The sequence below is a fragment of the Bradyrhizobium sp. USDA 4474 genome (assembly GCF_054057515.1).
This window is the reverse complement of the sequence record NZ_JBSRZJ010000002.1, coordinates 2920700-2938355: the sequence shown is the minus strand read 5'-3', so window position 1 is coordinate 2938355 and position 17656 is coordinate 2920700. Positions and strand designations below refer to the sequence as shown.

General features: G+C 64.0%; 18 protein-coding genes and 1 riboswitch. Of the genes, 15 read left to right on the top strand and 3 right to left on the bottom strand.

Features of this window, described 5'->3' with window-relative positions; translation table 11 throughout:
* Positions 1-48: 48 nt before the first annotated feature.
* From pstS to phoB, 6 genes are all read left to right on the top strand, one after another.
* Positions 49-1062 (top strand): phosphate ABC transporter substrate-binding protein PstS, encoded by a 1014-nt coding sequence (gene pstS / locus ACVW16_RS15745; protein WP_456737022.1) that lies wholly within the window; start codon positions 49-51, stop codon positions 1060-1062.
* Positions 1063-1210: 148 nt separating this feature from the next.
* Positions 1211-2200: a phosphate ABC transporter permease subunit PstC gene (gene pstC, locus ACVW16_RS15740; RefSeq protein ID WP_456705098.1), complete on the top strand. Its 990-nt coding sequence runs from the start codon at positions 1211-1213 to the stop codon at positions 2198-2200.
* A 1-nt stretch (position 2201) separates the two neighbouring features.
* Complete coding sequence (gene pstA, locus ACVW16_RS15735) at positions 2202-3047, top strand: phosphate ABC transporter permease PstA (RefSeq protein ID WP_456737023.1); 846 nt, start codon at positions 2202-2204, stop codon at positions 3045-3047.
* Positions 3044-3868 carry a phosphate ABC transporter ATP-binding protein PstB gene (pstB, locus tag ACVW16_RS15730; protein ID WP_456700086.1) on the top strand — a complete coding sequence of 275 codons (825 nt, stop codon included), beginning with the start codon at positions 3044-3046 and terminating at the stop codon, positions 3866-3868. The genes pstA and pstB overlap by 4 nt, the downstream gene beginning before the upstream one ends.
* Before the next feature lie 11 nt (positions 3869-3879).
* Positions 3880-4596 carry a phosphate signaling complex protein PhoU gene (gene phoU / locus ACVW16_RS15725; RefSeq protein WP_456700085.1) on the top strand — a complete coding sequence of 239 codons (717 nt, stop codon included), beginning with the start codon at positions 3880-3882 and terminating at the stop codon, positions 4594-4596.
* A gap of 22 nt (positions 4597-4618) precedes the next feature.
* A complete protein-coding gene (gene phoB / locus ACVW16_RS15720) occupies positions 4619-5326 on the top strand; it encodes a phosphate regulon transcriptional regulator PhoB (RefSeq protein ID WP_254134943.1) in 708 nt (235 codons plus the stop codon).
* Positions 5327-5426: 100 nt separating this feature from the next.
* Here the strand turns inward: phoB and ACVW16_RS15715 are convergent, their stop codons facing one another.
* Positions 5427-5939, bottom strand: coding sequence for a GcrA family cell cycle regulator (locus ACVW16_RS15715; RefSeq protein ID WP_456700084.1), 513 nt, complete (start codon positions 5937-5939; stop codon positions 5427-5429).
* Between the two features lie 454 nt (positions 5940-6393).
* Between ACVW16_RS15715 and ACVW16_RS15710 the strand changes: the two genes are divergently transcribed.
* The 3 genes from ACVW16_RS15710 to ACVW16_RS15700 all read left to right on the top strand — a co-directional run bounded on the left by ACVW16_RS15710 (position 6394) and on the right by ACVW16_RS15700 (position 9641).
* Positions 6394-7596, top strand: coding sequence for an acetylornithine transaminase (locus ACVW16_RS15710; RefSeq protein WP_456737024.1), 1203 nt, complete (start codon positions 6394-6396; stop codon positions 7594-7596).
* Positions 7596-8519 (top strand): ornithine carbamoyltransferase, encoded by a 924-nt coding sequence (argF, locus tag ACVW16_RS15705; RefSeq protein ID WP_456700082.1) that lies wholly within the window; start codon positions 7596-7598, stop codon positions 8517-8519. The genes ACVW16_RS15710 and argF overlap by 1 nt, the downstream gene beginning before the upstream one ends.
* A 114-nt stretch (positions 8520-8633) precedes the next feature.
* Positions 8634-9641, top strand: a complete 1008-nt coding sequence (locus ACVW16_RS15700; RefSeq protein WP_456700081.1) for an Hsp33 family molecular chaperone — start codon at positions 8634-8636, stop codon at positions 9639-9641.
* Between the two features lie 116 nt (positions 9642-9757).
* Here ACVW16_RS15700 and apaG read toward each other — a convergent pair whose 3' ends face one another.
* Positions 9758-10150: a Co2+/Mg2+ efflux protein ApaG gene (gene apaG, locus ACVW16_RS15695; protein ID WP_456700080.1), complete on the bottom strand. Its 393-nt coding sequence runs from the start codon at positions 10148-10150 to the stop codon at positions 9758-9760.
* A gap of 178 nt (positions 10151-10328) precedes the next feature.
* Between apaG and ACVW16_RS15690 the strand changes: the two genes are divergently transcribed.
* Genes ACVW16_RS15690 through ACVW16_RS15680 form a run of 3 tightly spaced genes read left to right on the top strand, consistent with a single transcriptional unit; the run spans position 10329 to position 13369 of the window.
* Positions 10329-11585, top strand: a complete 1257-nt coding sequence (locus tag ACVW16_RS15690) for an OpgC domain-containing protein (RefSeq protein ID WP_456700079.1) — start codon at positions 10329-10331, stop codon at positions 11583-11585.
* Positions 11585-12355 (top strand): SGNH/GDSL hydrolase family protein, encoded by a 771-nt coding sequence (locus tag ACVW16_RS15685; protein ID WP_456700078.1) that lies wholly within the window; start codon positions 11585-11587, stop codon positions 12353-12355. Before ACVW16_RS15690 ends, ACVW16_RS15685 begins: the two co-directional genes overlap by 1 nt.
* A 12-nt stretch (positions 12356-12367) precedes the next feature.
* Positions 12368-13369: an SGNH/GDSL hydrolase family protein gene (locus ACVW16_RS15680; RefSeq protein WP_456737025.1), complete on the top strand. Its 1002-nt coding sequence runs from the start codon at positions 12368-12370 to the stop codon at positions 13367-13369.
* A gap of 71 nt (positions 13370-13440) precedes the next feature.
* On the opposite strand, the gene ACVW16_RS15675 is transcribed toward ACVW16_RS15680, so the two are convergent.
* Entirely contained in the window at positions 13441-14628 is a 1188-nt protein-coding gene (locus ACVW16_RS15675; RefSeq protein ID WP_456700076.1) for an O-succinylhomoserine sulfhydrylase, read from the bottom strand.
* Between the two features lie 73 nt (positions 14629-14701).
* A riboswitch (SAM riboswitch) is annotated at positions 14702-14781 on the bottom strand.
* An 80-nt stretch (positions 14782-14861) separates the two neighbouring features.
* Here ACVW16_RS15675 and ACVW16_RS15670 point away from each other — a divergent pair.
* The 3 genes from ACVW16_RS15670 to ACVW16_RS15660 all read left to right on the top strand — a co-directional run bounded on the left by ACVW16_RS15670 (position 14862) and on the right by ACVW16_RS15660 (position 17634).
* Positions 14862-15998, top strand: coding sequence for a 2'-deoxycytidine 5'-triphosphate deaminase (locus ACVW16_RS15670; protein WP_456700075.1), 1137 nt, complete (start codon positions 14862-14864; stop codon positions 15996-15998).
* 55 nt (positions 15999-16053) lie between these two features.
* On the top strand, positions 16054-16458 hold the full coding sequence (locus tag ACVW16_RS15665) for a PAS domain S-box protein (protein WP_456737026.1): 405 nt from the start codon (positions 16054-16056) through the stop codon (positions 16456-16458).
* A 123-nt stretch (positions 16459-16581) separates the two neighbouring features.
* Positions 16582-17634 carry a hypothetical protein gene (locus ACVW16_RS15660; protein WP_456737027.1) on the top strand — a complete coding sequence of 351 codons (1053 nt, stop codon included), beginning with the start codon at positions 16582-16584 and terminating at the stop codon, positions 17632-17634.
* Positions 17635-17656 lie beyond the last annotated feature (22 nt).

Below are 17656 nucleotides of genomic sequence, written 5' to 3'. Positions count from 1 at the left end.
CGCGATCGGGCGCTGATGGGCGCTTCGCTCCCCTGTATGGAGACCAGCATGAAATTCATCAAGACGATCGTCGCTGCCGGCTTGGTCGCCGCAACGACGACGACGGCCTTCGCCGCCGACATCACCGGTGCCGGCTCGACCTTCATTTTCCCCGTCCTCTCCAAATGGGCTGATGCCTACAAGAAGGACACGGGCAATGGCGTGAACTACCAGTCGATCGGTTCTGGCGCCGGCATCAAGCAGATCCAGGCCAAGACCGTGACCTTCGGCGCGACCGACGCTCCCTTGAAGGCGGATCAGCTCCAGAAGGACGGCTTCGCTCAGTGGCCGATGGTCATGGGCGGTATCGTTCCGGTCGTGAACGTTGAAGGCGTGAAGGCCGGCGATCTCGTGCTCGACGGCGCCACCCTCGCCGACATCTTCGTCGGCAAGATCACCAAGTGGGACGACGCTGCGATCAAGAAGCTGAACCCGGGTGCCAAGCTGCCGTCGGAATCGATCTCGGTCGTTCACCGCGCGGACGGTTCGGGTACCACCTTCAACTTCACCAACTACCTCTCCAAGGCCAGCGCCGACTGGAAGAGCAAGGTCGGTGAAGGCACCGCCGTCGAGTGGCCCGTTGGCGTCGGCGCCAAGGGCAACGAGGGCGTTGCCGGAAACATTGCCCAGACCAGGAACTCGATCGGTTATGTCGAATACGCCTATGCCAAGCAGAACAAGCTGACCTACACCAAGATGGTCAACAAGGCCGGCAAGACCGTCGACCCGACCAACGAGTCGTTCCAGGCTGCCGCGTCCAACGCCGACTGGACCAGCGCTCCGGGGTACTACCTGATCCTCACCGACCAGCCTGGCGACAAGTCCTGGCCGATCGTCGCGACGACCTTCGTGCTGATGCACAAGGAAGCGACCGACAAGGCCGCGTCGCAGGAAGCGCTGAAGTTCTTCCAGTTCGCCTTTGAAAAGGGTGCGAAGTCTGCGGAGGAACTCGACTACATCCCGATGCCCGAGAACGTCGTGAAGCTGATCGAGAAGACCTGGTCAGCCGACATCAAGAGCTAAGCTCTTTGCTCTCGGAGGCAGTGCGGCCTCCTGCGGCCGCATTGCCGACGTGACGACTTTTCTGCCCCGGATAGGCCTCGTGCCGAGTCCGGGGCACGAGACCATCAAAAGCGTATATGACTTGGCACAGGGGATCGGCGTGGCAGAAATGGCCGTTCAGAGCGATGTAATCGACGACGCCGGACCATACGATCGCGCCAAGGCTTTGAGCGCGTTCAAGCTCGGCGATGTCACCTTCTACTGGATTACGCGGCTCAGCGCGATTTCGGTGCTTCTCATTCTCGGCGGCATCATCGTTTCGCTGATCATCGGCGCCGTCCCGGCGATGAAGGAGTACGGCTTCGCGTTCCTGTGGACGCAGCGCTGGGCGCCCTCGGCGGATCCGCCCGTGCTCGGCGCGCTCGGACCGATGTACGGCACGCTCGTCACCTCCTTCATAGCGATGCTGATCGCCATTCCGGTCGGTCTCGGCATTGCGATCTTCCTGACCGAGCTCTGCCCGCAATGGCTGCGCCGGCCGATCGGCATGGCGATCGAGCTGCTCGCCGGCATTCCCTCGATCATCTACGGCATGTGGGGCTTCTTCGTGCTGGGCCCGTTCCTGGCCAACACCTTCCAGCCCTTCATGATCAAGATCTTCGATGGCGTCCCCGTGCTCGGCGCGATCTTCGCAGGTCCGCCGTCCTATCTCAGCCTGTTCAACGCCGCGCTGATCCTCGCGATCATGGTGCTGCCATTCATCACATCGATCTCGGTGGACGTGTTCAAGACGGTGCCTCCGGTGCTGAAGGAAGCTGCCTATGGCGTCGGCTGCACCACCTGGGAAGTGGTGCGCAGCGTGGTAATTCCCTATACCCGCGTCGGCATCATCGGCGGCGTCATGCTGGCGCTGGGCCGCGCGCTCGGCGAGACCATGGCGGTCACCTTCATCATCGGCAACTCGTTCCGCATCTCGTCGTCGATCTTCGCGCCGGGCACGACGATCTCGGCGGCGATCGCCTCCGAATTCGCCGAGAGCGACGGGCTGCACCAGTCCGGCCTGATCCTGCTCGGCCTGCTGCTGTTCGTGCTGACGTTCTTCGTGCTCGCGGGCGCCCGGCTGATGCTGCTGCGTCTGGAAAGGAAGGCGGGGAAGTAACATGAACCGGATTTATGCACGCCGCCGCCGCAAGGACATCGTCGTCCGCACGCTCTGCATCGCCGCCGCCGCCTTCGGCGTGACCTGGCTCGCGCTGATCCTGATGACGCTGCTTTACAACGGGTTGGCGGGCCTCAACCTCGAACTGTTCGTCGCCGACACGCCGCCGCCGGGCTCGACCGAAGGCGGCCTGCGCAACGCCATCGTGGGTTCGCTGATCATGACCGTGATCGGCGTCGGCATCGGCGCGCCGCTCGGCCTGTTCGCCGGCACCTATCTCGCCGAGTACGGTCGCAACGACAAGCTGACCTCGGTGATCCGCTTCATCAACGACATCCTGCTGTCGGCGCCCTCGATCATCATCGGCCTGTTCATCTATGGCGCCGTGGTGGTGCCGATGCGCGGCTTCTCGGCGATCGCAGGCTCGCTCGCTTTGGCCGTCATCGTGATCCCGGTGGTGCTGCGTACGACCGAGGACATGCTGCTGCTGGTGCCGAACGCGCTGCGCGAAGCGGCCTCGGCGCTCGGCCTGCCGCGCTCGCTGGTGATCAAGCGGATCGCCTATCGCGCGGCCCGCTCGGGTCTCATTACCGGCGTGCTGCTCGCGACCGCCCGTGTCGCCGGCGAGACCGCGCCATTGCTCTTCACCGCGCTGTCGAACCAGTTCTTCAGCCTCGGCTTGAACAAGACGATGGCGAACCTGCCCGTGACGATCAACAACTTCGTCCAGAGCCCCTATGCCTATTGGAAGCAACTCGCCTGGAGCGGTGCGCTGCTGATTACGTTGACCGTGCTTGCCCTGAACATTGGCGCGCGCATTCTTGGCGCCGAGAGGACCGCAAAATGAGTGACCTTTCCGTATCGATGAGCGCCTCCGGCGGGCTCCCGCATGCCCAGCAGCCGCTGCCCGAAGCTCCGGCGAAGGTGACGGTGCGCAATCTCAACTTCTATTACGGCGAGCACCACGCGCTGAAGAACATCAATCTGGCGCTCGGCACCAACCGCGTCACGGCCTTCATCGGCCCGTCGGGCTGCGGCAAGTCGACCCTGCTGCGCATCTTCAACCGGATGTACGACCTCTATCCCGGCCAGCGCGTCACCGGCCAGCTGATGCTCGACCAGACCAACATCCTCGATCCCGGGCTGGACCTCAATCTGTTGCGCGCGCGCGTCGGCATGGTGTTCCAGAAGCCGACGCCGTTTCCGATGACGATCTACGAGAACATCGCCTTCGGCATCCGTCTCTACGAGAAGATCCCGAAGTCCGAGATGGACGACCGCGTCGAGAAGGCGCTGCGCGGCGGCGCGCTGTGGAACGAGGTCAAGGACAAGCTCAATGCATCCGGCCTCTCGCTCTCCGGCGGCCAGCAGCAGCGTCTCTGCATCGCGCGCACCGTCGCCGTGCGGCCCGAGGTGATCCTGTTCGACGAGCCCTGCTCGGCGCTCGACCCGATCTCGACCGCCAAGGTCGAGGAGCTGATCCAGGAACTGTCCGAGAATTACACGATCGCGATCGTCACCCACAACATGCAGCAGGCGGCGCGCGTCTCCGACAAGACCGCCTTCATGTATCTCGGCGAGTTGATCGAGTTCGACGACACCAGCAAGATCTTCACGTCGCCGACCGACCGGCGCACGCAGGATTACATTACCGGCCGGTTCGGCTGAGGAGACAGGACATGGGTTCTGAACATACCGCAAAGGCTTTCGATACCGACCTCCAGGAGCTCACCCGGTCGGTCGCGGAAATGGGCGGCCTCGCCGAGCGGATGATCGTCGATTCCGTCGACGCGCTGATCCGTCGCGACGTCGCGCTCGGCCAGCGCGTGGTCATCACCGACGCCGAGATCGACGCGCTTCAAAGGCGGATCGAGGAGCACGCCGTGCTCACCATCGCCCGCCGCCAGCCGATGGCGATCGATCTGCGCGAGATCGTCGGCGCCATGCGCGTCGCGACCGATCTCGAGCGGATCGGCGACCTCGCCAAGAACATGGGCAAACGCGTCGCGGCGCTTGAGACGGATTTCCATCCGCTCAAGCTGTTCCGTGGCCTCGAGCACATGACCGACCTCGTGCAGCAACAGGTCAAGTCGGTGCTGGATGCCTATGCCGCGCATGATCTGCCGGCGGCGATGGTGGTGTGGAAGGGCGACGAGGAGGTCGACGCCATCTGCACCTCGCTGTTCCGCGAGCTCCTCACCTACATGATGGAGGATCCGCGCAACATCTCGTTCTGCATCCATCTGATGTTCTGCGCCAAGAACATCGAGCGGATCGGCGACCACGCCACCAACATTGCCGAGACCGTGTTCTACATGATCGAAGGCCAGGCCATCACCGACAAGCGACCGAAGGGCGACATGACGACCTTCGCAACCACCGTCCCCAACACCTGAATCCTCAAGGAGCGACGACCCCATGGGCGCACGCATTATGGTGGTTGAAGACGAAGAAGCTCTCACCGAGCTGCTTCGCTACAATCTCGAAGGCGACGGTTATGACGTCGAGACGGTGATGCGCGGCGACGACGCCGACACCCGTCTCAAGGAGCACATTCCCGATCTGATCGTGCTCGACTGGATGCTGCCGGGCCTGTCCGGTATCGAGCTGTGCCGCCGGTTGCGGACGCGGTCCGACACCAAGCAGCTGCCGATCATCATGCTCACCGCGCGCGGCGAGGAGAGCGAGCGGGTGCGCGGCCTCGCCACCGGCGCCGACGATTACATCGTCAAGCCGTTCTCCGTGCCTGAGCTGTTGGCGCGGGTGAAAGGACTGCTGCGGCGTGCAAGCCCCGAGCGGCTCGCAACCGTGCTGGCTTTCGGCGACATCGAGCTCGACCGCGAAAAGCGTCGCGTGGCGCGCTCGGGCCGGCCGATCGACCTCGGCCCGACCGAATATCGCCTGCTGGAGTTCTTCCTGGAGCATCCCGGCCGCGTGTTCTCGCGCGAGCAGTTGCTCGACAGCGTCTGGGGCCGCGACATCTACATCGACGAGCGGACCGTCGACGTGCATATCGGCCGCCTGCGCAAGCTCCTCAATCTCGGCCGCGAGCAGGACCCGATCCGCACCGTCCGTGGCGCCGGCTACGCGCTCGACGACCGCTTCGCGAAGGCCGAGCAGGCCTGAGCACGGTGACATGCAAGCAAAATAAAAAGCGCGCCCTGGGGCGCGCTTTTTTATGTCTCGATCGTCGCAGGTACCGGGACGCTGTCGTCTGGAGCCATGCTCAGCGCGGACCCGGCTTCGCCGGCGCGCGGCGACGATCGGCCGCCGGCTGATACGCGACCCGCGAGTGCTGGGCGCAATAGGGCAGGCCGGAGAGCGCCTTGCCGCCGCAGAAGAAGAAGTCCGCGCTCGAGGGATCGCCGACCGGCCAGTGGCAGGTGGCCTCGTTCAATTCGAGCAGCGACAGCCGCTGGCTCATCGGCACCACGTTGTCGAAGGTCACAGGTTCAGCCTCGACCTCGACCTCGAAGGCCTGGGCGAGTGCGGTGTTGCCCCGCGAGATCGGGCGGCTCACGCGCATCATGTGCTGCGCGGGACGCGCCTTGCGCGGCCGGGGAGCTGCCGAAGACGGGCTCTTGGCGCGGCCGGACAGGCCGAGCCTGTGTACCTTGCCGATCACGGCGTTGCGGGTGACATTCCCAAGCTCAGCGGCAATCTGGCTGGCCGAAAGTCCGGCCTCCCAGAGCTTTTTCAGCTGTTCGACGCGATCGTCGGACCAAGTCAAAACGGTCATGGCACCCTTTCCTTCACCGCGCGCCGCCATCTGCGGGGCCGCACGACGAATGCGTAAGCTTCGAAAAACCCGTGCCGCCAGAATCCCTTAAGGCTCGCCGGGCGCAATCAGACGCCCGAACGTTTACGCCGGTACAAGAGGACTTTTGGGATCAGAACCGCTGCACGAGATGTCGTATCTGACAAGCCGAACGCTACAATATGGCGTGACTCACGCGCAAGAGTCCGGCGACTCGCTTCCACATGTTCCGTGGCGAATATCCCGCAAAATCGCCACCGCAAGACTACGGATTCAGCATGTCGCGAGGCGTTCGGGCGGCATTGACACCCGTTTCACCAGGCCTAAAATGGTGACGCGTGCCGCCCTTAAAAGGCGGCACGTTTCGTTTTCAGGCTGGTCAATGGTGCGTTGCGCAATGCACGCCCACACCGTCCGCAACATTCAAGTGGCCGTCATGACTAACAGCGCAGCGCCGCATTTGCTCCCCGTTTTCGCCAGGGCCGATCTCGGTTTTGAGCGCGGTGAAGGCGTTTGGTTGATCGCAACCAATGGCGATCGGTATCTCGATTTCACCTCGGGCGTCGCCGTGAATGCGCTCGGACATGCCCATCCCGCGCTGGTCAAGGCGCTGCAGGAGCAGGCCACCAAGCTCTGGCACATGTCGAACCTGTTCCAGAGCCCGGATGGCGAGAAGCTCGCCGCGCGTCTGTGCAACGAGAGTTTTGCCGACTTCGTGTTCTTCTGTAATTCCGGCGCCGAGGCGCTGGAGGGCGTGATCAAGCTGGTCCGCCATCATCACTTCTCCAAGGGCCATCCCGAGCGCTATCGCATCGTCACCTTCGAAGGCGCTTTCCATGGCCGCACGCTGGCGACGCTGGCCGCGACCGGATCGGCAAAATATCTCGAAGGCTTCGGGCCGCCGATGGACGGTTTCGACCAGGTGCCGCATGGCGACATCGAGGCCGTGAAGAAGGCGATCGGGCCACACACCGCCGGCATCCTGATCGAGCCGATCCAGGGTGAGGGCGGCGTGCGCTCTGCGACACCGTCTTTCCTCAAGGCGCTGCGTCAGCTCTGCGACGAGAAGGGCTTGCTGCTCGCCTTCGACGAAGTGCAGACCGGCATGGGCCGCACCGGCGACCTGTTTGCCCATCGGCGCACCGGCGTCACGCCTGACGTGATGTCGCTCGCCAAGGCGCTCGGCGGTGGCTTCCCGATCGGCGCGGTGCTGGCAACGGGGGATGCAGCCTCCGGCATGGGACCCGGCTCGCACGGCTCGACCTTCGGCGGCAATCCGCTGGCGATCGCAGCTGCAAACGCCGTGCTCGATGTCATGCTCAAGCCCGGCTTCTTCGACCACGTGCAGAAGATGTCGCTGCTCCTGAAGCAGAAACTCGCTTCCGTGATCGACCGTCACCCCGATATCCTCAGCGAAGTCCGCGGCGAGGGGCTCTTGATCGGCATCAAGGCCGTGGTGCCCTCAGGCGATCTGGTTGCGGCCTTGCGCAACGAAAAACTGCTCACCGTCGGCGCCGGCGACAATGTCGTACGCTTCCTGCCGCCGCTGATCGTCACCGAAGCCGAGATCGAGGACAGCGTCGCCAGGCTCGAACGCGCCTGCACGGCGCTGTCGGGTAACAAGCGGGCGGCAAGCTGATGAGCAAGAGTCCCAAGCACTTCCTCGATATCAACGAGCTGCCGCTGTCGGAGCTCAAGAGCATGCTCGCGGCTTCTTCCGCCATGAAGGCGAAGCAGAAGGCGCACCAGCCGGTCAAGCCGCTCGAAGGCAAGACGCTGGCGATGATCTTCGAGCGCCCCTCGACCCGCACCCGCGTCTCATTCGATGTCGCCATGCGCCAGCTCGGCGGCGAACCCATCATGCTGACCGGTGCCGAGATGCAACTCGGCCGCGGCGAGACCATTGCCGACACCGCGCGCGTGCTGTCGCGCTATGTCGACGCCATCATGATCCGCATCCTCAATCACGAGGCCCTGCTGGAACTCGCGGCGAACGCGACCGTGCCCGTCATCAACGGCCTGACGCGGCGCTCGCACCCGTGCCAGGTGATGGCCGACCTCATGACCTATGAGGAGCATCGCGGCCCGATCGAAGGTCGTACAGTGGCCTGGACCGGCGACGACAACAATGTGCTGGCGTCCTGGGCCCACGCCGCCGAGCGCTTCAAGTTCCAGCTCAATGTCGCGACGCCGCCCGAGCTCGCGCCGAAAAAGGCGATGCGCGACTTCATCAAGACCACGGGTGCGCCGATCGTGCTCGGCACCGATCCCGAGGCCGCGGTCAAGGGCGCCGATTGTGTCGTCACCGACACCTGGGTGTCGATGGGTGACAAGGAAGGTGAGCACCGCCACAACGTGCTCAAGCCCTACCAGGTCAATTCCAAGCTGATGTCGCTGGCCAAGCCCGACGCGCTGTTCATGCACTGCCTGCCGGCCCATCGCGGCGAGGAGGTCACCGACGAGGTGATCGACGGCCCGCAATCGGTCGTGTTCGACGAGGCCGAAAACCGCCTGCATGCGCAGAAGGGCATTTTGGCCTGGTGCTTTGACGCGGTGAAGTGATCCTTCTCATGGGCCCGGTGGTCACTCCGGGCTACGCAGGCCGTCGTTCCGAGGGGCGCCGGAATGCGGGCGTGCCTCTTTCATTTCGGATAGACCGACCCCAGATAGAGCGCCATGGTTTCCCAATCTCCTGACATGAAAACCGGGCCCGAAGGCCCGGTTCGCGCGCCATCAGCGGTTCCGATCGATGACGCCGTGCTGCCCTACGAGGTCGACGCGCTCGATGTGCGCGGCCGCCTGGTGCGGCTTGGTCCCGCGCTCGACGAGATCCTGACCAAGCACGATTATCCGGCACCCGTAGGCAAGCTGCTCGGCGAGGCCATCGTGCTGACGACCCTGCTCGGCTCGGCGCTCAAATTCGAAGGCCGCTTCATCCTTCAGGCCCAAACCGACGGCCCGGTGTCTTTCCTCGTGGTGGACTATCAGGCGCCCGATCGTCTGCGCGCCTATGCGCGCTTCGATGCCGAGCGCCTCGGCAATGCCAAGGATTCCGGGACGCTGCTGGGCCGCGGCCACCTCGCCATGACTATTGACCAGGGGCCCGACATGAGCCGCTACCAGGGTCTGGTCGCGCTCGACGGCGGCAGCCTGGAAGATGCCGCACACGAATATTTCCTGCGCTCCGAGCAGATCCCGACGCGCGTGCGTCTCGCGGTCGGCGAGGAGTGGCGCTCGAGCGACGGCGGCAAGCATCGCTGGCGCGCCGGCGGACTGCTGATGCAATTCCTGCCGAAAGCACCGGAGCGCGCGCGGCAGGCGGATTTGCATCCTGGCGATGCGCCCGAGGGCCTTGAGGTGCATAGCGTTGCCGAAGACGATGCCTGGGTCGAAGCCCGCTCGCTGATCGAGACGGTCGAGGACGTCGAGCTGATCGACCCCGATCTGTCCGGCGAGCGGCTGCTCTACCGCCTCTTCCACGAGCGCGGCGTGCGCGTGTTCAAGCCAATGGTCCTGAAAGCGCAATGCTCCTGCTCGCGCGACGCGGTTGCGTCGATGCTGAAGAGCTTTTCAGCGGACGACCGCTCCGCCATGGTCAAGGACGACAAGGTCGTCGTGACCTGCGAGTTCTGCTCGTCGGTGTACGAGTTCACGCCTGATGAAGCGGGCGTGGAAGACGCGTAGGTGTCGGCCCCGTAGGTGGATCAGCGAAGCGTAATCCAGCTCTTTTGTTTCTGTGGAAATGGACAGCGTGGATTGCGCCTTCGGCCAATCCACCCGATGGAGCCTGCGCCCGGAGGCTAATTCAACACCCGCTTGTTGTCAGGGCTGTCCAGCGAGAACGTCGGCACGTCGATCTCGAAACGTTCGCCGCTTGCGCTGACCATCTGGTAGCGGCCGGTCATGAAGCCGGAGGCGGTCGTGAGCGGGACGCCGGAGGTGTATTCGAAGCGCTCGCCGGGGGCTAGCGTCGGCTGCTCACCGATCACTCCCTCGCCCCGGACCTCCTGCTGGCGCCCGGTGGCGTCAGTGATGATCCAGTGCCGCGTGCGCAGTTGCACCGTCTCATTGCCGGTGTTCGTGATGACGATGGTGTAGGACCAGAAATAGCGGGAGCGCTCGGCCGAGGACTCCCCCGGCACGAAATTGGGCTCGACGGTTACTTCGATCTGGCGGGTCACGGCGCGGTACATGGCTGCCATCATAACGAAAACCCCGACGGGAACCAAACGCCGCAGGCGGTCCCGGCGACATCGTCCCGCCAGAATTCACGAGGAATTAGGCCCTGATGTGATCCAGCCGCTTTGCGAGGCGGCGACAGGACCGGTACACTCCCATACGTCGCGATTTGCGGAAGGGTTTTTGGCCCCGATGACCATTGCCGATCAAGTGACGGGATCGACGATCGCGGGAACTGCAGGAGCCAAACCTGTGGAGGCCAAGCCGCGCGTTACTGCGCCAGCCATCACGCTGCCTGCCATCGGCGAGCGCGAGCTCAGGCTTGACCTGTTCCGGGGTCTCGCGCTGTGGCTCATCTTCATCGACCATCTTCCGCCGAATCTGCTGACCTGGTTCACGATCCGCAACTACGGCTTCAGCGACGCGACCGAGATCTTCATCTTCATCTCCGGCTACACCGCCGCCTTCGTCTACGGCCGCGCGATGCTGGAGAACGGTTTCGTCGTCGCCACCGCGCGCATTCTGCGGCGTGTCTGGCAGATCTATGTTGCTCACGTATTCCTGTTCACGATCTTCCTCGCCGAAATCTCCTACGTCGCGACCAGCTTCGAGAACCCGCTCTATACCGAAGAGATGGGCATCATGGATTTCCTCAAGCAGCCCGACATCACCATCGTGCAGGCGCTGCTGCTGCGCTTCCGTCCCGTCAACATGGACGTGCTGCCGCTCTACATTGTCTTGATGCTGGCGCTACCACTGATCCTGTGGTCGATGAAGCGGCGGCCCGACGTCACGCTCGCGCTCTCGGCCGTGCTCTACGCGGTGACCTGGGAATTCGACCTGTTCTTCTCCGCCTATCCGAACGGCTTCTGGGCCTTCAATCCGCTCGCCTGGCAATTGCTGTTCGTGTTCGGAGCATGGTGCGCGCTCGGAGGTGCACGACGCATGTCGCGCATTCTGGCATCACCCGTGACGATGTGGATCTCGATCGCCTACATCGTGGCGGCGTTCTACGTGACGCTGACCTGGTACGTGCCGCAGCTCTCGCACTTCATGCCGAAGCGCCTCGAGCAGTGGATGTATCCGATCGACAAGACCGACCTCGACGTATTGCGCTTCACGCATTTTTTGGCGCTGGCCGCGCTCACCGTACGCTTCCTGCCGCGGGAGTGGCCGGGCCTTAGATCGCCGTGGTTGCGGCCGCTGATCCTGTGCGGCCAGCATTCGCTGGAGATATTCTGCCTCGGCGTCTTCCTGGCCTTCGCCGGTCACTTTATCTTGGCCGAGGTCGCCGGGGGGCCAGCCATGCATGCGCTGATTAGTCTCTCCGGAATCCTGATCATGTGGGCGGTGGCCTGGGTCATTTCGTGGTACAAGCGCGTGGCTGACAAGAGCGGTGCGAAAACCAAAAACGCCGCCGGCAATGCCGATCTGGCGGGAGGGGGCTGATGAAGGCGAGGGTTTTCCTAAGCCTGATCCTGCTATGCGGCGGCCTCGCCGCGCCTTCGGCGCGCGCGGGCGATGCTGTGCCTGCCGCGCCTGCCGCCTGCGAACTGCCGCCTTATCTCCTTGCCACCGACAGTCAGCTCCACAAGGTCGCGGACACCGTGAAAACAGGCAAGCCGCTCGAGATCCTCGTCATCGGCAGCCGCTCCACCACCATTCCGGCCCAGGAGGACAGTTCCTATCCGGCGCGGATGCAGGCCATTTTGAAGGAGAAGCTGGCGCCTGCAGAGACCGTGCACGTCTCCGTAGAAATACAGAGCAAGAAGACAGCGGAGGAGGCCGCGGGTACCTTCGTTAAGCTCATGGAAGCCAAAGCTCCTACTTTGGTCATCTGGCAGACCGGAACGGTGGATGCTATCCGATCCATCGATCCCGACGAATTTCGTGGCGCTGTGACCGAAGGGGTCGCTGCGTTGCAAAATGCAGGGGCTGACGTCGTCTTGATGAATTTGCAATATAGCCCGCGTACCGAAACCATGATCTCGGCGCCGCCCTATCTCGACAATATGCGGGTGGTGGCGCAGGAGCATGATGTCCCGCTGTTCGACCGTTTCGCGATCATGCGGCAGTGGAATGACCAGGGTCAGTTCGACCTGTTCAGCCCTTCCCGCGGCCCTGAACTGGCGAAACAGGTCCATGATTGCCTGGGCCGGGCATTGGCGCAATTTGTGATCGACGCTGCCCATCTGGCGCCGGCCCAGCAGCAAAATTGAGGTCTAGCGTTAATGAGTTCTCTCCGCCCTTTTGCCCTTTCGACATGGCTGACCGCGCCCGCGGCGGTGGCGCTGCTGATGCTGACGCCCGTGCTGCAGGCGCCTGCTCACGCGCAAGCGGCCGAGGCGACGTCCGCGCCGCAGCAGGCCGCTAATCCCGCAACCGCTTCGCCGTCTCAGACCACGGTCGCTGCGGCCAGCCAGCCCGCAGGCGAGCAGCGCGGGCTCACGTCGCGCGCGATCGACAAGGTGAAGCAGGTCGCCAAATCCGCCGGCGACATTTTTAGTCGTGTGCCCTGTTTGTCGCCGAAGGGCGGCGCCAATCCCATGGGCTCGCTGCCGCATGTCGCCAACAAGCTCATTGCCGGCAAGCCCGTCGTGATCGTCGCGTTCGGCTCGTCGTCGACGGCCGGCTACGGCGCGAGCTCGCCCGACTACAACTATCCGAACCGCCTCGCCGGGCAGCTCCACCGGCAATATCCGACTGCCGACATCACCGTCATCAATGCCGGCGTGGGCGGCGAGGATGCGCCCGAGATGATGAAGCGCCTCCAGACGCAAGTCATCGATGTGCATCCGGACCTGGTGATCTGGCAGGTCGGCACCAACGCCGTGCTGCGCAATCTCGATCCCGGCGACACTGCGAAAATGGTCGAGGACGGCGTCGCCCGCATCCAGGCCGCCGGCGATGCCGACGTCGTGCTGGTCGACCCGCAATATTCACCGCGCGTCACCGAGCGTCCCGAGAGCGCAAGCAAGATGGTGAAGCTGCTCGGCAAGGTCGCTCAGCTCCGTCACGTCGGCATCTTCCCGCGCTTCGAGGTGATGCGCGAGTGGCACGAGAAGCAGGCGCTTCCGGTCGAGAGCTTCGTCATCGCCGACGGCCTGCATATGAACGATTGGGGCTACGCCTGCTTCGCGCAGTTGCTGGGCGATGACATCATCCGCTCGGTCGGCCAGATCAAGTTAGGGGTGAACGTGCCCGCGGACGTGCGGACGTATCGGCCGATGTAGAGGCCAGTAGGGAATGGCGAGTAGCGAACAGGGATTGATTCATTCGCCACTCACCATTCGCCATTCGCTCCTCACGCCTTCTCCAGCGCCGCCGTCAAATCCTCGACCAGGTCATCCGCGTGCTCGAGCCCGGCCGAGAAGCGAATGAATCCCTCGCCGATGCCGAGCTCGGCGCGCACCTCCGGCTTCAGCCGCTGATGCGTTGTCGTCGCCGGATGCGTGACGAGGCTCTTGGCGTCGCCGAGATTGTTCGAGATCTTTGCGAGCTTCAGCTCGTTGAGCACGCGGAACGCAGCCGCCTTGCCGCCCTTCACCTCGAAGCCGACCAGCGTCGAGCCGCCGCGCATCTGCTTCTTCACCAGCGCCGCCTGCGGATGATCCTCGCGGCCGGGATAGACCAGCCGCGCGATCTTCGGATGGCTCGCCAGCACGTCGGCGATGCGCGCCGCGGTGTCGGTCTGCGCACGCACGCGCACGCCTAACGTCTCGAGGCCCTTGAGCAGGACCCAGGCATTGAACGGCGAGATCGACGGGCCGGTCTGGCGCATGAAATTGTGGATGTGCTCGGCGATGAAGGCTTCCGAGGCCAGGATGATGCCGCCGAGACAGCGACCCTGGCCGTCGATGTGCTTGGTCGCGGAGTAGACGACGACGTCGGCGCCGAGCGCGAGCGGGCTCTGCCAGATCGGCGTCGCGAACACGTTGTCGACCACGAGCCGCGCGCCGCCACTATGCGCGATCTCGGCTATCGAGGGAATGTCGAGCACGTCGAGTGTCGGGTTGGTCGGGCTCTCCAGGAAGAACGTCTTGGTATTGGGCTTGAGCGCGCGCTGCCATTCGTCGAGATTGGCGCCGTCGACCAGCGTGGTCTCGATGCCGTAGCGCGGCAATAAATCCTGAATGACGTAGAGGCATGAGCCGAACAGTGCGCGGGAGGCCACGACGTGATCGCCGGCCTTGAGCGGCGCCAGGATTGCCGTCGTCACCGCTGCCATGCCTGTTGCCGCCGAGCGCGCGGCTTCGGCGCCTTCGAGCTCGATCATGCGGCGCTCGAACATCGCAATCGTCGGATTGGAATAGCGCGAATAGATGAAGCCGGGGTCCTCGCCCTTGAACCGCGCCTCGCACTCCTCGGCGCTGCTGTAGACATAGCCCTGGGTCAGGAACAGCGCCTCCGACGTCTCGCCATATTGCGAGCGCAGCGTGCCGGAATGGACCAGGCGGGTTTCGGGGCGGTAGTTGGCAGGCGACTTCGACATAGGACCCTCCGATATGACCGTTGAGCGAAAACGGTCACAAAAAAACCGGCCTGGATATCTCCACGGGCCGGGATCACAGAGGTCCCCGGCCTGTTTAGCGACTTATTTAACGTGGCTGCAAGCCGGCCGGCTCAAATCACCACGGGATAAGTGATGCTCATATTCCGCAATGCCCTTTTCGTCAAGGCGTCCATCGGATAGCCGTAAAAGGCTGGTATTTCCCGCATGTCCGGATGCATTTGACCCCCGATGAGGACCCACGGTTGACGTTCACGGTTGCCGCCGACGCCAATGGTATCCTGCCCGACCGCATGATCGCGGCGATGGCGGAAGCGGGCCTCATCCTGCCCGCATATGATTTCGTCGAAAGCCAGATCCAGCCGGCGAGCCTCGATCTGCGTCTCGGCGACATCGCCTACCGCGTGCGTGCGAGCTTCCTGCCCGGCCCCGGCGCCACCGTCGCGGAGCGCATCGACCAGCTGAAGCTGCATGAATTCAGCCTCGCTGACGGCGCGGTGCTCGAGACCAACTGCGTCTACATCGTGCCGCTGCTGGAAAGCCTCGCGCTGCCGCCGGAGATCGTTGCGGCCGCCAATCCGAAAAGCTCGACCGGGCGGCTCGATGTCTTCACCCGCGTGATCGCCGACGGCACCCGCCGTTTCGACATGATCGGCGCCGGCTATCACGGCCCGCTCTATGCCGAGATCAGCCCGAAGACGTTTCCGGTCCTGGTGCGTGAGGGTTCGCGCCTGTCGCAGGTGCGCTTCCGCACCGGTGACGCCATCCTCAACGCCGACGAACTCGATGGCTTGCACGCCACCGAGCGTCTCGTCGACATCGACGATGCCGATCTCACCGGCGGCGTTGCCGTCTCGGTCGATCTCTCCGGCGAGAACGGCAGTGGCTTCGTCGGCTACCGTGCCAAGCGCCACACCGGCGTCGTCGACGTCGATCGTCGCTCCGGCTATGCAGTGGAAGATTTCTGGGAGCCGATCTCGGCCCGTCCCGACGGCAGCCTGATCCTCGATCCCGGCGAGTTCTACATCCTCGCCTCGAAGGAAGCCGTGCAGGTCCCGCCCGATTACGCCGCGGAGATGGTGCCGTTCGACCCCCTGGTCGGCGAATTCCGCGTGCACTATGCCGGATTCTTCGATCCGGGCTTCGGCTATGCCGGCGCCGGCGGGCAAGGCGCACGCGCCGTGCTCGAGGTGCGCTCGCGCGAGGTGCCGTTCATCCTCGAGCACGGCCAGATCGTCGGCCGTCTCGTCTACGAGAAGATGCTGGCGCGCCCGGACGCGATGTACGGCCAGCGCATCGGTTCCAACTACCAGGCGCAGGGCCTCAAACTTTCGAAGCATTTCCGGGTGTAGCCCGATCCTGTAGCCCGGATGGCGCGAAGCGAAATCCGGGCTGCGAGGTGGCGAAATGATCGATCGACTCGACGCGAACATCCTCGACGACGTTGCCGACGCGCTCATCTATTCGGATCGCTCCGGCACGATCACGCGCTGGAATCGCGCATCCACGGCGCTGTTCGGCTTCTCGGCCGACGAGGCACTGGGTCAGAATCTCGATCTGATCATCCCCGAGCATCTGCGCGCCGCGCATTGGAAGGGCTTCGAGGCCGCGCTCGCCGGCGGTGCGATGAAGCTTGCGGGCAGGCCGACGCTGACCCGCGCGCTGCATAAGAGCGGACGCAAGCTCTACATCGAAATGACTTTTGCCTTGGTGCGTGATGCCGGTGGCGCCGTGCAGGGATCGGTCGCGATGGCACGTGATGCCACCGAGCGCGTCGAACGCGAGCGGGCGGCCAAAGCTGCGCACAATTAGGGCCTCGCAAGCTTCGTGATGCGGAATTGACGGGCCGCCGTGCAGGGCGCCCTGCACGCGCATCATGTTGCCTGCTACCAGTCGCAGTGACACACTCGATCAAAACGACGATCGGGAGTGAACATGACCGCCACCGCAGACGCCGCGCAAGCAGCGCAATGGAAATGCTGGCGCGCCATCGCCGATCTCTACCACGCCTACTTCACCGGCCTCATCCTCACCGTGGTGACGCGGCGCGGTACGGCGGATGCCGCCGAATTCGTCTTTCGCGTATTTCGCCGCCAGCAGCTGGAGCGCTTCCTGCCGGGGCTCAGGAAGCTCGGCATCGAGCATCTGCCGCCGGCAGTCGCTGCCGCGCAATATCACTATCTCTCGAACTGGATCGGCGGCGTGCATGTCGAATACATGTATGAGAGCGACACCAAGGCCTGGATCCGCTATCCTCCGCCGCGTTGGATCTGGAAGGGCACCGCGATCTGCGGCGTGCCGGGCGAGGTCTCGCGCGCCATGCTGAGGGGCTGGCACGCCAACAACGGCGTCGCGCTCGGCGATCTCAGGCTGGGCTTCGTCTGCACCAAGCAGAGCGTCGACGGGCAGGACGGGTTGGAGGGCTATTATCATCAATACGACCATCCACTCGAACTCGACCAGCGCCTGGTGTTCGCGCGGCATCTCGAAGCGCCGTTGTTCGATGCGAAGAACGCGCCGGCTTTGCCGGTTGCGAGCTGGCCGAAGCCGCGGCTGGAAAAGGCCCATCGCAACTATGCCATGGAATATGTGCGTACGGCGGCACCGGTGATGGTGCAGCTGTTCGGGCCGGAAGATGCCGGCTATCTCCTGCACCTCACCGGCAAGCTGATCGGCATGCAACATTTCGAAGAGGTTGCGGCCGCCCTGTCGATGACAAGAGGTGGAGCGAGCGAGTTCGCATCCTTCCTCAACGCGCTGTTCGCCGCGCAGGACGACGCGGCCGAGACGAGGCAATCCGAAGCCAGCTTCGAAATCCGCCAGCAGAGCTGGAAGTTGATGGACGACGTCGCCGACCATCATCGCGCTTGCGCCAAGGTGCTGGAGGGGCTGTTCGAGGGGTTGGCTGCCGGATGCGGCCGGCATATCGGGGTCCACCTGCGCCCGGCCGTCGATGACAGGCCGCCGCTGATCTGGACGATCAGCTAATTCCACCACTTGAAATGCGCTG